General features: G+C 29.7%; 10 protein-coding genes. All 10 read right to left on the reverse strand.

Annotated features, from left to right (window positions below):
- Positions 1-2: 2 nt before the first annotated feature.
- The 10 genes from ACX0KU_RS00695 to ACX0KU_RS00740 all read right to left on the reverse strand — a co-directional run bounded on the left by ACX0KU_RS00695 (position 3) and on the right by ACX0KU_RS00740 (position 15,861).
- Positions 3-3,134, reverse strand: a complete 3,132-nt coding sequence (locus ACX0KU_RS00695; RefSeq protein ID WP_472991033.1) for an efflux RND transporter permease subunit — start codon at positions 3,132-3,134, stop codon at positions 3-5.
- Entirely contained in the window at positions 3,135-4,430 is a 1,296-nt protein-coding gene (locus ACX0KU_RS00700) for an efflux RND transporter periplasmic adaptor subunit (protein WP_472991034.1), read from the reverse strand.
- Between the two features lie 28 nt (positions 4,431-4,458).
- Positions 4,459-4,884 (reverse strand): MarR family winged helix-turn-helix transcriptional regulator, encoded by a 426-nt coding sequence (locus ACX0KU_RS00705; RefSeq protein ID WP_472991035.1) that lies wholly within the window; start codon positions 4,882-4,884, stop codon positions 4,459-4,461.
- Between the two features lie 253 nt (positions 4,885-5,137).
- The gene (locus ACX0KU_RS00710; protein WP_472991036.1) at positions 5,138-5,992 is read right to left on the reverse strand and encodes a hypothetical protein; all 855 of its coding nucleotides are present in this window, start codon (positions 5,990-5,992) and stop codon (positions 5,138-5,140) included.
- A gap of 199 nt (positions 5,993-6,191) precedes the next feature.
- Positions 6,192-7,703, reverse strand: a complete 1,512-nt coding sequence (locus ACX0KU_RS00715) for an undecaprenyl-phosphate glucose phosphotransferase (RefSeq protein WP_472991037.1) — start codon at positions 7,701-7,703, stop codon at positions 6,192-6,194.
- A 4-nt stretch (positions 7,704-7,707) separates the two neighbouring features.
- The gene (locus tag ACX0KU_RS00720; RefSeq protein ID WP_472991038.1) at positions 7,708-8,577 is read right to left on the reverse strand and encodes a glycosyltransferase family 2 protein; all 870 of its coding nucleotides are present in this window, start codon (positions 8,575-8,577) and stop codon (positions 7,708-7,710) included.
- Positions 8,562-10,019: an O-antigen ligase family protein gene (locus ACX0KU_RS00725; RefSeq protein WP_472991039.1), complete on the reverse strand. Its 1,458-nt coding sequence runs from the start codon at positions 10,017-10,019 to the stop codon at positions 8,562-8,564. The genes ACX0KU_RS00720 and ACX0KU_RS00725 overlap by 16 nt, the downstream gene beginning before the upstream one ends.
- Before the next feature lie 55 nt (positions 10,020-10,074).
- Positions 10,075-11,199 (reverse strand): non-hydrolyzing UDP-N-acetylglucosamine 2-epimerase, encoded by a 1,125-nt coding sequence (gene wecB / locus ACX0KU_RS00730; RefSeq protein WP_472991040.1) that lies wholly within the window; start codon positions 11,197-11,199, stop codon positions 10,075-10,077.
- 96 nt (positions 11,200-11,295) lie between these two features.
- On the reverse strand, positions 11,296-14,571 hold the full coding sequence (locus tag ACX0KU_RS00735; RefSeq protein WP_472991041.1) for a glycosyltransferase: 3,276 nt from the start codon (positions 14,569-14,571) through the stop codon (positions 11,296-11,298).
- A 36-nt stretch (positions 14,572-14,607) separates the two neighbouring features.
- Positions 14,608-15,861 (reverse strand): ABC transporter ATP-binding protein, encoded by a 1,254-nt coding sequence (locus ACX0KU_RS00740; protein WP_472991042.1) that lies wholly within the window; start codon positions 15,859-15,861, stop codon positions 14,608-14,610.
- Between the last annotated feature and the right edge of the window lie 7 nt (positions 15,862-15,868).

The raw sequence follows: 15,868 nt of genomic DNA on the forward strand, positions 1-15,868 counted from the left end.
TTTTACATACTCTCACTTATGGTTTTAATTTTACTTTTCTTTTTTCTGTTACTAAACTTAGTGCTTAAATCATCAAATAAGCTGTATACCACTGGAATATATACTAGAGTTAAAACAGTGGAATACATTAGTCCTCCAATAACTACTGTAGCTAATGGTGCTTGCATTTCTGCTCCATCTCCTATACCTAGAGCCATTGGTATAAGACCTAAAACTGTAGTGAGTGTAGTCATAAGTATTGGTCTTAACCTTCTTGGTCCTGAATTTAAAATAGCCTCTGTTCTATCTTCTCCCCAGCCTCTTCTAATACCTATATAGTCTATTAGAACTATAGCGTTATTAACAACTATACCTGCTAGCATTATAACTCCAATAAAGGATATTACTGATATAGTTCTTCTTGTAATAGCAAGTCCAAGAGCTCCCCCTGCAACAGCTAGAGGCACTGAGAACATTATTATAAAAGGATTTAATAATGACTCAAACTGTGATGCTAGTATCATGTAAACAAGAGCTATTGCAAGAAGTAATGCTACAGCAAGCTGCCCGAAGGCTTCCATCATTTCTTCATTCTCTCCACCCATATTATAACTATAACCCTCTGGTAACTCTAGGGTTGAAATCTTTGCTTCTACGTCTTTAACTACACTATTAAGATCTCTTTCAAATATCTGACTTGTAACTGTTACAAGTCTTGCTTGCTCTGACCTGTTTATTGATGTTGGTCCTCTTTCGATTACTGCATCTGCTACTAGATTTAGTGGTATATTAGTTCCCATTCCTGTAGTAATCATTATATTTTGTAGGTTGTTGATACTTTCTTTAAATATGTCGTCTCCCTTTACTACTACATCTATCTCATCACCGTCAAGCTTAAAAGTAGTAGCAGTCTTACCCTTTATTGTTGAGCTTACTTGTGAAGATATTTGGGCTGCTGTAAGTCCATATTGAGATGCTATTTTTCTATTTAGCTTTATTCTAACCTCTGGCTTTCCTTCTCCCATGCTTGTTTTAACTTCTCTTGTACCTTCTACTTTAGATACCTCTGCTTTAAATTTATCGCCTAAATTTTTAAGAACTTCTAAATCATCACCTTTAATTTCTATGGATATAGGTGTTGAACTCATTCCCCCCATAGCCATTGAGGCTGTTTGATAACTTATCTTTGCTCCTGCAATATCTTTTGTTAATCCTCTAAGCTGATCTGCTATAGCCTTATCACTTCTATCTCTTTCTTTAAGAGATTTTAATTGAACAGTTATACTAGCAGTATTTGCACCTCCACCCATAATAATTGACATACCAGAGCCACCTATTTGAGTAAAGATTGTATCTATCTCTTCGATTTTTTCTGCTTTTTCTTGTATAATAGTAGCTATTTCTGAGGTCTCTTCAATACTTGCTCCTGCTGGAAGCTCTGCAGTTATAGAAATTTGTCCTTGGTCTGATGCTGGGAAAAATTCTGCTCCAACAGTAGCTAGGGTTGCTGTACTTAAAAGAGAGATAACTAGTCCTAATGCTACTGTTTTCTTACGATTTTTTAAGGACCCCTCTAAAATTTTCTTGTATTTAGTTTCTATCTTATGAAATAAAGCATTAAAAATACTGCTTAGCTTGAATATTCCTTTTCTATGAGATAATAGCTCCTCATTATTCACTATTTCCTCTTCATGTAGTATCTTAGATGCAAGCATTGGTGTAAAGGTTAAAGATACTATTAAAGATGTTGCTAAAGAAAACACTATAGTTAATGCAAAATCTCTAAATATTTCTCCTACTACTCCACTAGTAAGGGCTATCGGTAGGAAAACTACAACAGTAGTTAAGGTTGATGCTATAACTGATATACCAACTTCACCTGTACCCTTTATAGCTGCTTCCTTTTTATCATTACCCTCTTGAATATATCTGTATATATTTTCAAGTACAACTACAGAGTTGTCTACAAGCATACCTACTCCAAGAGCAAGACCTCCTAGCGTCATAAGATTAAGAGTTATTTTAGCAAAGTATAGAAGCACAAAGGTAGCTACTACTGACACTGGTATAGCTGTACCGATTATAAATGTACTTTTTATATTACCTAAAAATAGAAAAAGTACGAGTATTGCAAGGGCTCCACCTATTACAGCACTACCTGAAACATTTGATATAGATTTATTTATATAATCTGCTTGATCTATAAGAACATCTAGTTGTACTTCTGGATATTTAGCTTTTAGCTTTTGGAGTTCAGCATTAACTTTTCCCGAAACTGATACTGTATTTGCATCAGATTGTTTTTGAATGCTTATACTAACACCATTTTTACCATTAGTTATAGAAAGAGATTCTATATCTTTATTAGTAAGGTTTACAGTAGCTATATCCTTCAGCAGTACTACTCCTCCAGTTTTTAGAGGTATTGGCACGCTTTCTATTTCATCTATTGATGTAAATTCACCCATAGTTCTAATTAATAATTTCTTGTTACCTTTATTTACATTACCACCAGGGGCATTTAAGTTTTCTGCCATTAAAATCTGTGATATGTAATCTATACTTAATCCGTATCCTTCTAGTTTCTCTTGATTTAGTGATATCTGTACTTGTTTCTGGAGTCCACCACTGATATCAGCTGAGGCTACTCCTTCTATTCTTTCAAGTTTTGGTTGTATATTGTCCTCTACAAAGGCTTGTAATTGTTCTAAATCCTTCTTTCCTGTTACACTTATACTCATTACTGATTGAGCACTAGGATCTATTTTTAGAACCATAGGTTCTCCTGCTCCATCTGGAAGAAAGCCTTTAACCATGTCTACTTTTTCTCTCATATCTAAAGCAGCAAAATCCATATCTGTACTATCATTAAACTGAGCTATAATAATAGAATTACCTTCTACAGTTGTTGATGTTACTTCTTTTATATTAGGTGTAGTTTCAATGGCTTGCTCTAAAGGTTTTGTAATTAACTTTTCCACTTCTTCTGGACCTACGTTAGGGTAGCTAGTTGATACGACTGCAACAGGGATATTCATGTTTGGAAGCAAATCTATAGATAAGTCCATAATAGATACTATACCTAAAATTAGAATTGTAATTACTCCCATTAGCACAGTTACAGGTTTTCTAACTGCAAACTTAGCTATATTCATTTATTTTGCACCCCCAACGACTTTTACAGTTTCTCCATTCTCAACAAGTTCTTGACCCTTTACTATTACCTTGTCATTAAGAGATAATCCTTTTTTAATTTCAACATAGGATCCGTTATCAAGTCCTGTTTCAACTATTTTTTCGACAGCTTTTCCTTTTTCTTCAACATATACTATCTGCTTTTTATCATTAACAGTAACAGCCTCACTTTTTACTACCATTACTTTTTCCTTGTAGTCAGTGTTAAACTCCACTCTTGCAAACATACCTGGCTTTATTGCATGGTCTTTATTATCCACTTCTATTTCTATGGTATAAAGGTTATTTTGAAGATTTGCTACAGGGCTTATTAATGTTATAATTCCTGTAAGCTTTTTATCTGAAACTGAAGGTACTTCTAAATTCATTTTGCTACCCTTTTGAAGTTTAGTTACAAGCTTTTCTGTTACATCTACTTTTACATAAACCTTATCCACAGAAATTATTGTAGCAATTGGTTGAGCACCTGAAGCCATTTCTCCTTTTTCTACATTTACAGCATAGATAACTCCATCCATTGGCGCAGTTACTACTGTATCATTAAGAGACTTTACTGCTTGATCATAAGCAAGTTTTGCCTGATTATATCCTGCCTCAGCTTGCTTTACTGCAACAGTTGCTTGATTAACACCATTATTTGATTGTAATAGAGCTTCATTAGCCTGAGCTAGTTGTGCCTCTAGAACCTTTATAGTAGTATCTGAAGCTGCAAGCTCTGCTTGTTCAAGTTGAGATTTTGAAATAATTCCTTGTTCATATAATACTTTGCTTCTCTCTAAGTTTAACTTTGCATTTTGAATCTTCTCATAGTTGGCATCATAACTAGCCTTAGCTAAATCATAAGAAACCTCTATAGATTTTATGCTGCTTTCTGCTTGCTTTAATCCATTCTTAGCTTGCTCTACTCCTACAGCTGCACTGTTCATTGATGCATTGACCTGATCTACCCTATTCTGAAGATCACTTTTATCAAGCACTACTATTGTTTGTCCTGCTTTCACTGTCTGTCCTACCTTTACAGAAACCTCTTCAACTCTTCCAGCTACTTTTGGAATTACTGCCACATCATTTTTTCCAGCGATTTTTCCCGTGATCATAGTAGAGTTATATATTGTATCTGTTTTTACTGCTGCAACTTCTACAGGAGTATATTCTTCCACAGTGGCAACAGTAGCAGCCTCTTTAGCTCCACAACCAGATAATATTAGTACTGTTACTATAGATGCAGAAATTATCTTTAAATAAGATTTTTTCATAAACTTTCCCCCTGAAAATCATAATAATTTATTTTTCTAATAAGCTTTGTAATTTCTCAAGTCCAGTTAATATACTTTTTATCTCTTCCTCTGTGGCCTTTTCTAATATATTATCCAAGTATTCCTCCACCTCTAACTGAAGCTCATGAGCAATTTTTTTATACTCATCTTCAAGTTCTATGTAAGTTACTCTTCTATCCTCATCAGAAGGTATTCTTTTAATTATGTTCTTTTTTTCAAGGCCATTAATCATTGATGATATAGTACTATTTGAAAGCTGCATTGCCTTGCTTAGCTCTGAGACCTTCATTCTTTTATTTTCAAACAACACACCTATAACCATCATTTGAGGTACTGTAAATCCACAATCATTAAACCTATCACACATATTTTTATGTAGTGATTTATGTATCGATTTTAAAAGACCTGCTATCTTAACTCCCTCTCTATTCATATTCCTCCTTTATACCTCCTAATGTCTAATCTTCTACGCATAATATAATTAGTTCGCATTCAAATAATTCGAACACGAATTATTTATATTGTACCATTATATGGACAATAGTCAAGTAATATGTACCATTAATTACATATATTATTTTTTTCGGTAATTCTTATATTTTTAGGTTTTTCGAGAGGTTATAATAACCAAAAAGAGAGAGATATATCTTTCAGATATCCCTCTCTCTAATACTATAATTACACTTCTAATACAGTTTCTCAATTTTCACATCTGATTTTTGAGGTATATTAATTTCAGATCTTCTTCCATAACTCATAAGAGAAATCTTACCTTTTGTGCCTTCAATTATATTTATTATAGCTTTACTTTTAACCTCTACATCTTCTCCTATATTTCCACTAAGTTCAAATTCATCATCTATCTTTGAGCTTATAATCAACTTTCCTACACTTGCTCCTTCAATCACCCTAACTTTAGAAGAATGTTCTAATACAATTTCTCCAATTTTAGCATTTGAACCAAGAATGAGATTAACATTTTTGTTTACAGTTACCTTTCGAATATCCCCATCTAATATAACCTTTTCTCCTTCTTCTCCTCCAACTACTATGATTTCTGAAATTTTAGTAGTTTCATCTGATTTTATTATTACATCACTGTTTACAACTATTTTAGGAAAATATTTACCTTTAAGGATTACAGTTTTTTCTTCATTTTTATCATATTGTACTTTTATTTCGCCCACGGTTTTTGGTGTTAAATCAATGACCTTTTCTTTCTTTTCAATATCATCTATACAGTGTTCATAGATTTCATCTCTACTTATATAACTTGTAGCTATTCCCTTAGCTTTTACATTATTCAAATATAAGCTTCCTTTATCTAAGATAATTCCATATACCTTTTCATCTGTAAGATAATAGTTTTCTTTATTATTTAGGTTTACTATACTATCCTCATTATAAGTTTTTATTATATTTAAAAAACTAGCATCCTTAAACAAATATTTATCTTCATTTGCATAGGAATTATAGCTTATTGACAGGCTGCTGATAATACCTATACACAATATACATACATATGATTTTATTTTTTTCATGTTTTACCTCCTTATCACCATTGATAATTCTTCACGTATTTCTTAGTTATATATACATTGTATCATATCCATTTTATTACTTATAGCTTATTTTATGGTACTAATTATGAATAAAATTATATGTATATATAAATACCCAGAGATTTACTTAAACCTCTGGGTACACAATAATATTATATGCTAGTTTACCTATATTTTCTTAATAAGCATTTTTATTTATAAAGCCCTTAAACACAGTTAGAAACATTATCCTAATATCCATCCAAAAGCTCCAGTTTTCAATATAATAAATATCGCATTCAATTCTTTTTTCTATTGATGTATCCCCTCTTAATCCATTAACTTGTGCCCATCCGGTCATTCCTGGTCTTACATGATGCTTAACCATGTATTTTGGAATTTCTTCTTTGAACTTGTCCACAAAATATGGTCTTTCTGGCCTAGGTCCTATAAGACTCATATCCCCTTTAAGAACATTAAAAATCTGTGGAAGTTCATCTATGCTAGTCTTTCTAATAAAGTTACCGAATTTAGTCTTTCTTGGATCATTTTCAGTAGTCCAACATACTTTTTCATCTTCTTCTTTTTGGATATGCATGGATCTAAATTTATACATTAAAAACTTCTTTTTATTAAGCCCTACCCTCTCTTGCTTAAATATTATATTACCTGGAGAAGTTATCTTAATAACTATCGATGTTACTAAAAATACAGGCAAAAAAATCACTATACAAATTGTTGAAACTAAAATATCAAATAATCTCTTCATTAGTTTATTTAGAATATTGTCTAAAGGAATGTACCTTATATTAATTATAGGTATACCTTCCACTTCTTCTACATAAGGCCTTGCTGGTATATATTTATAGTAATCTGGTATTATTTGAGTTCTGACACCATACTTTTCACATAAAGAAATTATACTTCCCATTTTGTCATATTCTTTAATGCTTAAGGTTATAAATACTTCATCTAAAGTCAATCTTTTTAGAATTTTTTCTAAATCTACTATCTTGCCAATAAAATTTTCATTACGTAATGTTAAGTTATTATCAGATTTCATATTTGATGTTGCAGCAATTTGTTTATATGTTTCATTAAATGGAGCATTAAAATTCTCAGAGTTAAGATTATAATTTTTATTATAATCATGTGACAAAGCAAAATTATCATCTAGTATTCCTATAATATTATATCCCCAATGTTTATTGCTCTGTACTTTATTAAAAAAATTCTTAGCTCCATCACTATATCCTACTAGAATAATATGCTTGATATTCTTACCACTTCTTCTTATTATTCTTAAAACACTTCTAATGAAAACTCTTTCTATAGTAGTTATAGTAATATTTAATATAGAAAATAAAATCAATAAATATCTTGAATAATTTATTTCTTTAATTAAATATAGAAATAAGATAAATATGAGCATACCAATAATATTAGATTTAATTATACTTATAGCTTCACTATATATGCTTTTAATTCTCCGTGGTGCATACAGCTTAAATGAATAATATATTATTAAGTACAGTGGAATTAATACAATCAATGGTTTTAAATATGACTGCAAAGTCAAATACAATCCATTAGTAGTAATAATACCACTCTTAAATCTAATAATCCATGCTAATATTAAAGCAATTGGCATACATAATACATCCAATATAACTGTTAACTTATTTAGAAATTTCTGATTCTCTTTTATCATAAGCTCAACCTCTTCGTTTTAGTAAATTAACTAAAATTGATATAGTTAGTCTTAATGCTATTCCTATATATACTATTAAAGTAACCAACCAATTGTATCTCTTATAATAATGCTTATTATAAAATAAATACATAGCTCTATGAAACTCATATATTATTTTAAATCTCTTTTTCTTACTACTAGCACCCTTGTAGTGAATAATTTCAGCTTCTGGATAGTAAATTACTTTATACCCAGCTTGTTTTATCCTATAACACCAATCGATATCTTCACCGTACATAAAAAAGTCTTCGTCTAATAGTCCTATCCTATCTATAACTTCTTTTCTTACAATCATAAAAGCTCCTACTAGAGAATCTACTTCATTTATTTCATTATCCGATAAGTAACCCATAGTATAGGCTCCAAACTTTTTGGAGCTTGGAAAAAGCTTGTGTAGTTTTAGTAAGTAGTACAATGAAGCCTCTGGAGTAGGGTAACCCCTTTTACAAGCATGGTCTAAGGTGTCATTTGGTAGAAGTACTTTGCAACCTAATGCACCTATATGATTACACTTATCCATATACTTGATGCACTTTTCAATACAATTCTCTTTAACAACTGTATCCGAATTAAGAAGGAGTATATATCTTCCCTCAGATTCTTTTATAGCTATGTTGTTTGCTTTAGAAAATCCTAGATTAGCATTATTTTCAATAAGCTTAATTTCTGAAAAGTAACTTTTTATCATTTCACAGCTACCATCTTTAGAATTATTATCGGAGAGTATTATCTCATACTTTACTGATTTTCCTACAGTTTGTATAACTGATTCTATGGTTTGCTTTAAAAGCTCTCTTGTATTGTAATTTACTATTATTATTGATAAGTCCATTTTTCACCTGCTATTTTATCATTTTCTAATTCTATTATTTTCATTTCCAAAAAACAAAATAATATTATACTCATACCTGATGAATTAAATAGAAATGGATTAAACTGAGTACTTATGCCTAAAGCTGTTAGTAAGTAAACAATTGCTAAAGCATTATAGGTCTTTGGTGTTAGTCTTTTTAAAATATACCAAATTACGTAACAAAAGAAACTAAGCCATATTAAAATACCAACTAACCCAATCTTCATAAGTAATGCTATACCTACCATCTCATAAGAGTATGGAGTATCATTACCATTTGCGGTATATTGTTGTATTGAACTTCCATATCCCCATCCAAGTATGGGCTTTTGTTTCCATTTATCTATCAACTGCTGAATCTGTTTAATTCTTGTAAGATTAGCTCTTTCTGTTCCTGCATGTTCTTTCATATCATTTATCACATCTTCCGTTGCAATGTCACTTTCAATAACTTTTTGTGACTTCTCCTGAGATTTATCAGTTGCAATAGCAAATGGTTTTGTTAACCTCATAAAAATGTAATTGTCAAACACTACAAAATTAAGTACTATACAGCTTATTAGTATTGTGCTTATAAACTTATTAACTCTAGATATTTGTAATGTATTTTTGTCCTTTACTTTTTTGTAGGCTATTATGCTATAGTAGAGTATTACTCCTCCTAAAACCCCTAAAAACAGTGACTTCGTTAATGTTGTACATAGTGCAAATGTACCAAGGAAGGTAAGTGCTGTATTATTTATATTTTGCTTGCTATTTATAGTAAAGTAAAAAGTCATAATTAAAAAGATGGATGCAGGATATATAATTCTAATATAGGATTCAGGCATCATAACAATTGGACGTACAGTATGTTCACTCGTTAATTTTTCTATTCCTTTAAAAACACTTAAAGCAAATGTTGCATCACCTACAACTACTTCTCCTATATAAAAAATTATATGTATAATCCCTAAAGCAAGTATACTTCCTTTTATAATCGTTTTATACTTTTGCCAGTTAAGTAAATTAGATTTCATTAAAATAACCAATGGGAAGTATAGTAATATTACATTTACACATAATACCTCTTTAATACTTATCCTAAAGGGCGTTCCAGTAAAACTTGGTATAACAAAAACCCAAATTAGGTTTAATCCTAGAAAAAGTGCTAAAATTTTATCTAACTTACTAAAATAAGTGTTTATTAGGTTGTTATTATTTGTTTTACTTGTATATTTATTATCTTTCCTATGATATCTACTATCTCTTATTACAATAAATACTTTTATGGTTAATACCGTTACCACTACGCCAAAAAGTATTTGTCTAATCGGAATATTTCCTAAGACAAGAAGTCTTCCATTAAATCCCAACATTAATTCAATAATAAATATAGTAAAGCAAATATCCATCAATGTATTTAAAAATTTTTGGTTCATAATCACCTCTCCTGTGATTTTTATCTTCAGATGAACAAAAATTAATACCGATATGTTATCTATTAGAATATTTATATATATGATCTAATATTCTCTTGCAAGCTTTTCCATCTCCATATGGATTCACAGCATGTGCCATTTTGTCATACATCGCTTCATTTATTAGTAATTCTTTTGTCTCACTATATATTCTATTTTCATCTACTCCAACAAGCTTTATTGTACCTGCTTGTACAGCTTCTGGTCTTTCTGTTTCTGTCCTTAGCACTAGAACTGGCTTCCCAAGAGTTGGTGCTTCTTCTTGTATTCCTCCTGAGTCTGTCATTATTAATTTTACTCTTGACATAAGATTTGCAAATTCTACATATTCAAGTGGCTCTATTAAATGAATTCTTTCATTATATTCACTAAAGTAACTATGCGCCAGCTCACGTATACTAGGATTTTTATGCATAGGAAATATAACTTCAACTTTCTCATTATCTTCTACTAGCTTTACAACTGCCTTAAAGATATTTTCCATAGGCTCTCCCCAATTTTCTCTTCTATGAGTTGTAAGCAAAATTACATCCTTATTTCTGTAATCTATATCATTTAACATAAGATTGCTAAATATTAAGCTATCGTCTATTACACTTAATAAAGCATCTATAACTGTATTACCTGTAATAGATATACGAGAGTCGTCTACTCCTTCTTTTAAAAGATTCTTCATATTTGTTTCTGTTGGTGCAAAATGAAGTGTAGCAATACTACCTGTAAGTTTTCTATTTACTTCTTCTGGAAATGGAGAATATATGTCGTATGTTCTAAGCCCCGCTTCAACATGTCCTACTGGAATTTTGTTATAAAATGCAGCTAGTGCAGAGTTCAGTGTTGTGGAAGTATCACCATGTACCAAAACAATATCCGGCTGACATTGCCTAATTACATTGTTTACTCCACTTAAAACTTTGCTTGAAATATCTATTATTGTTTGTCCGTGACTCATTATATTTAAATCATAGTTTGGTTTAACATCAAAGATATTTAAAACTTCATCTAACATCTCTCTGTGTTGTGCTGTGTTGCAAACTATTGAATTAAATCTATCATCTTTTTCAAGTGCTTTAACTAATGGGCACATCTTTATTCCTTCTGGTCTTGTGCCAAATATTGATAACACTTTAATAATATCCATACCACTTTAATCTCCTCACTTTAATATTTCTAATCTTTTAATATTAAACCTATTAATACTTGTAATATATGACCATTTCAACTATTTTAATAGTACTTACTTAACACCTGGTCTATATTTATGTTGCTGCCACTCAGTGTCCCATCTTTCTTCAAAAATTTTCTTATTTGCATTAAATATACTCATATAAGTTTTATCTTCTAACTTTTTAAAGGAAACATTACCATAATGATGTATAAATACATCTTCTGCACATTTAATTTTATACCCTAATGATTTAGCTTTATAAGAATAATCATCGTCTTCAAACATTCCTATTCCATAAAGTTCCTCTAGAGGTCCTATCTTATTAAATGCATCTCTTGATATTACTAAACAATACATTGCTAATACATTTATTTTATCATAGGTCTCTCCCATATGTTTTGTAGTGTATGTATACGCAAAATGATCCATAGATAAAATATCTGAATAAGAAGTATTAATTTTAGCTTCATTTCCAATAGAATTTGTTACAGGTCCCAACAGTGCTAGTTCTTTATCTATTTTAAAATGCTTAATTAATCCACTTATCCATCCTCTTGTAACTACTGTATCATTATTCAATAAAATAATATAATCTCCTGTACTAGCTTGAATTCCTATATTATTGCCTTTTGCAAATCCATAATTTTCTTCATTTAAAATTACTTTTACATGTTTATATTTACCACTAATTTCATTCAAATAATTTGGTGTATTATCGGTGGATTTATTATCAACTATAATTATCTCATAATTTGGATAAGCAGTTTTATCTATAATGCTATTAAAACACTCTTTTGTATACTCTAATTGATTATAAGTTAATAGTATAATAGATACTTTAGGAAAAATATCTTTAGCAAAATCAATAAAAGTTTTTCCTCGGTCTTTCCAATCATTTTGTTTCGCGAATTCCATACATTCTTGAGAATCTGCTAATATATCCTTTTGTTCTAAACATAATCTTACATAATCTAAAAATTTCTTATTGTCATTAGCTAGATATACATATTTATCTTTAAATGGCATTAGCTCTGGTATATCAGTTGCAACTATCTTCTTACCTGCACTAAGATATTCATAAAACTTAACAGGATTTGTCGCTTTAATTAAATCTGTAGATGTATCAAACGGTATTAAACATATATCAAATTCTTCTAAATAACCTGGTAGCATATCATATTTTTTTTCACCTAATAATTTAATATTATCATATTTGCTAAACAATTTAGCACCTTCAGTTACTTCCCCAATAAGAACTATATCTACATCTGGCATTTGTTCTGCAAGATATAGAATTTTTTCAAAATCAAACCAATGTGCAATTGCACCATAATATCCAACTACTTTTCTTTCATTAACTATCTTTTTAGATTCTTTATATGCTTTATGAAAATGCTCAAACTCTGTTCCATTTCTTATAATTCTAATATTTTCATTATATTTATGAGCACATTCAGCTAAATAGTTGGAACTTGCTATAACTTGGTCACTCGCTTCTAATAGCTCATAAGAACATGGAGCTAAACATTCAATATTTGTATCTTCAAACCCTGTATAGTCGTCTAAATAATCTGTTACAATTTTAAATCCATATTTATCTTTGAAATATTTTGCCGCCTGTACCCATGTTGGATATTCTACTACAATTACACAATCTCTAATTGCATTTTCAATAACTATATTCTCTAACTCTTTAATAATATCTTGGCTATCTTTTGTATAATCAGCGGTATAAATTGCCGAATATCTATTGCTTTTTAATGAAAATATGTTAATGTTTTTATTCTTCTTAATTATTTGTGTATTACTGTCATTATAATTTGCATTTATATAGAATACTCTGTGACCTTCTTGTGAAAAACTATTTGCTAAGTGCTGTGGACGTTGATATCTAAAATCGTAATCAATTATAGATAAAAATAGAATATCATGTTTATTATACTTATTTTCAAGTATTGAATTCACCTGATTTTCAGACGTATATCTTAATGTTGGATCTATTACCTCTATCTTTTTATCTTCTGCGTATACAGAATTATTATTAACTTCTTCTACTTTATCTAAATAACTAATTATCTGAAACATAGGGTTATAGCTATGATTATTGATAGACAATCTTTTATTAGTCCTTTTAATTAGCCACTTAAAAAATTCCTTTTTATCTGATAATTTCCCTTTTATTAATTGATATTTTGTTCTATATAGTAAATGTATTAATTTAAATGATTTTGTGTCAGCCAATGCTAATGTATGTTTTTTTGTTTCTATAATAACATTCTTATATGCATCCATATTATTTTTAGTGTTATTTAATTCCTTTAACAATTCCAATCTTAGTTCTTCTTTGTTTTCATTTTGTTTATAGTTATTCTTAAGTTCCTTAACTTCATTTAATAGGGTTTCATTTTCCATAGTTAAATTAGTAATTTGTTCTTTATTCTTTTCAAGTTCTCCGACTTCTTTTAATAGTGTTTCATTTTCCATAGTTAAATTAACAATTTGTTCTTTATTCTTTTCAAGTTCTACAAGTTCTTTTAATAAAACCTTATTTTTCTCTGACAAATTTACTACCTGGTCATTTAGTTCTAAAATTTCTTTTGTCTTTCCTTCTAGTATTTCTTCTATTTGTTGAATTTCTTTATCTATTTCAATTAAATCCTTATGAATCTTCTCTTTCTCTTCAAAGTCACCATTATGTAACCTTGATAATTTCATTTTGGCTTGATTTACATAACTTTCATTTATATAAACTAACAATATTTGCTTTCCAGGCCATAAAGTATTATCTATATTTAATGTGTTAATGACTTTGTAATAAGATAAATAAAAGCTATTAACTTTAATTGTAAAACTACTATAATCAAATCTTATAAAATGTTCTTTGTGTAGATTTTCTTCTTGAAAAGGGAGTAGTAACAGAAGATATTTTCCCGAAACTTGTGCTAGCCTTTCTAATTCATTAAATGGATTTTTAAAGTGTTCTAATACATTTGAAGAAAACACTACATCATATTTTTCTTTAATATCCTTTATATCATCGCAAATAAACTTACATCCTGGGTAGGTATCTTCAGCATCTCTAATTGCACTTTCTGAAAAATCTATCCCTATTACTTCCGCTCTTGAAAACCGTTGCTTTAATATATTAGTTCCTGCACCTTTGGCACATCCAGCATCTAAGATGTTATAATCATTTATTTCTATATCTTCAGTTAGCCAGTTTGGTAAACTTTCAAGTGCTATCTGAGTAAAAAACGCTGTTTGCTTTTCTCCATCAAACTCTTCCCAACTTCCATTTCCAAACCGATCTTCCCAATAATTTTGTGAATTAATTATATTAATCATTAGTATTGTCCTTTCTTCTATTTATCTATAAGATTATTAAGTAAACTGATTTACACTTACTACCATTGGAACATCTAACATTCCATAATATACATTATTGCTTCCTACCTTAAAATAATGTGCTCCTTCAATATAATCAACATAACTAGGCAACTGTACTTCTCTAGTCTCTAGACTAGCAACTAAATAATATTCACCTGGTACTAAATAATTCTTCATACTAAAAGTTACTTTATATAGTCCATCTTTACTAAAAATTATATTTTGCTTAAAAGTGTCTCCTACAATAAGATCTTGTCCCTTTTTATTTTTTATTGAAAATGCTATTCCAACTGGATAGCTATGTATAATATCTGGTGTTATCTTTACATCTATTACTATATTTACGTCATCCTCTTTATCTAAATATTCCACTTCTTTCTCATTAGTATATATTCCTGCATATTTTATCAATCCTATATTGCTCCCCCATCTAGATATAGGAGTAAAACTCTTTTCTTTAATTATATTTTCATTATAGACATCAACTACTTTTTTATATTCTATACCTATTCCCTTATTGGTTGTATAAGACATGTATTGTGAAGTTACAGATTTTACATCCCCGTCCTCTTTTAAGTGTCCTTTTTCTATCCAAATACAGCTATCACAAAACTTTCTTACTGAATCTACATCATGAGTAACTAATATAATAGTCTTTCCTTTTTCTTTTAATTCTTCAAACTTTCTATAACATTTTGATTGAAATACATTATCTCCTACTGATAATGCTTCATCTACAATTAATATATCTGGATCCACATTAATAGCCACTGCAAAAGCTAATCTTACAAACATACCACTTGAATAGGTTTTTACAGGTTGATTTATAAAATCTCCTATATCCGCAAACTCTACTATAGACGGTATCCGTTTTTTTATTTCTTCCCTTGTATATCCTGATATTGCCCCATTTAAATATATATTTTCAATTCCAGTATACTCCATATTAAAACCCGCGCCTAATTCTAATAAGGCAGATATTTTCCCATTTATCTCAATTTCTCCACTTGTCGGGCTCAATACACCTGTTAGTATTTTTAATAAAGTAGACTTTCCAGAACCATTAGTTCCTATTATCCCAATAGTTTCTCCTTTACATACTTCTAAAGAAATTCCTTTTAATGCATAATACTCTCTGTGGTATTTTTTCTTAGTAAGACTTAAAGATTCCTTTAATCTATCTATAGGTTTATCATAAAGTCTATATATCTTATTTATATTGCTTATTTTTACAACTGTATCTTTCATATAATAT

This window comes from Clostridium sp. X, assembly GCF_055755365.1.

Bases quoted from the DNA above. Each gene is read 5' to 3' on its own strand.
- ACX0KU_RS00695 (WP_472991033.1), bottom strand. From the start codon at position 3,134: ATGAATATAGCTAAGTTTGCAGTTAGAAAACCTGTAACTGTGCTAATG.
- ACX0KU_RS00700 (WP_472991034.1), bottom strand. From the start codon at position 4,430: ATGAAAAAATCTTATTTAAAGATAATTTCTGCATCTATAGTAACAGTA.
- ACX0KU_RS00705 (WP_472991035.1), bottom strand. From the start codon at position 4,884: ATGAATAGAGAGGGAGTTAAGATAGCAGGTCTTTTAAAATCGATACAT.
- ACX0KU_RS00710 (WP_472991036.1), bottom strand. From the start codon at position 5,992: ATGAAAAAAATAAAATCATATGTATGTATATTGTGTATAGGTATTATC.
- ACX0KU_RS00715 (WP_472991037.1), bottom strand. From the start codon at position 7,703: ATGATAAAAGAGAATCAGAAATTTCTAAATAAGTTAACAGTTATATTG.
- ACX0KU_RS00720 (WP_472991038.1), bottom strand. From the start codon at position 8,577: ATGGACTTATCAATAATAATAGTAAATTACAATACAAGAGAGCTTTTA.
- ACX0KU_RS00725 (WP_472991039.1), bottom strand. From the start codon at position 10,019: ATGAACCAAAAATTTTTAAATACATTGATGGATATTTGCTTTACTATA.
- wecB (WP_472991040.1), bottom strand. From the start codon at position 11,199: ATGGATATTATTAAAGTGTTATCAATATTTGGCACAAGACCAGAAGGA.
- ACX0KU_RS00735 (WP_472991041.1), bottom strand. From the start codon at position 14,571: ATGATTAATATAATTAATTCACAAAATTATTGGGAAGATCGGTTTGGA.
- ACX0KU_RS00740 (WP_472991042.1), bottom strand. From the start codon at position 15,861: ATGAAAGATACAGTTGTAAAAATAAGCAATATAAATAAGATATATAGA.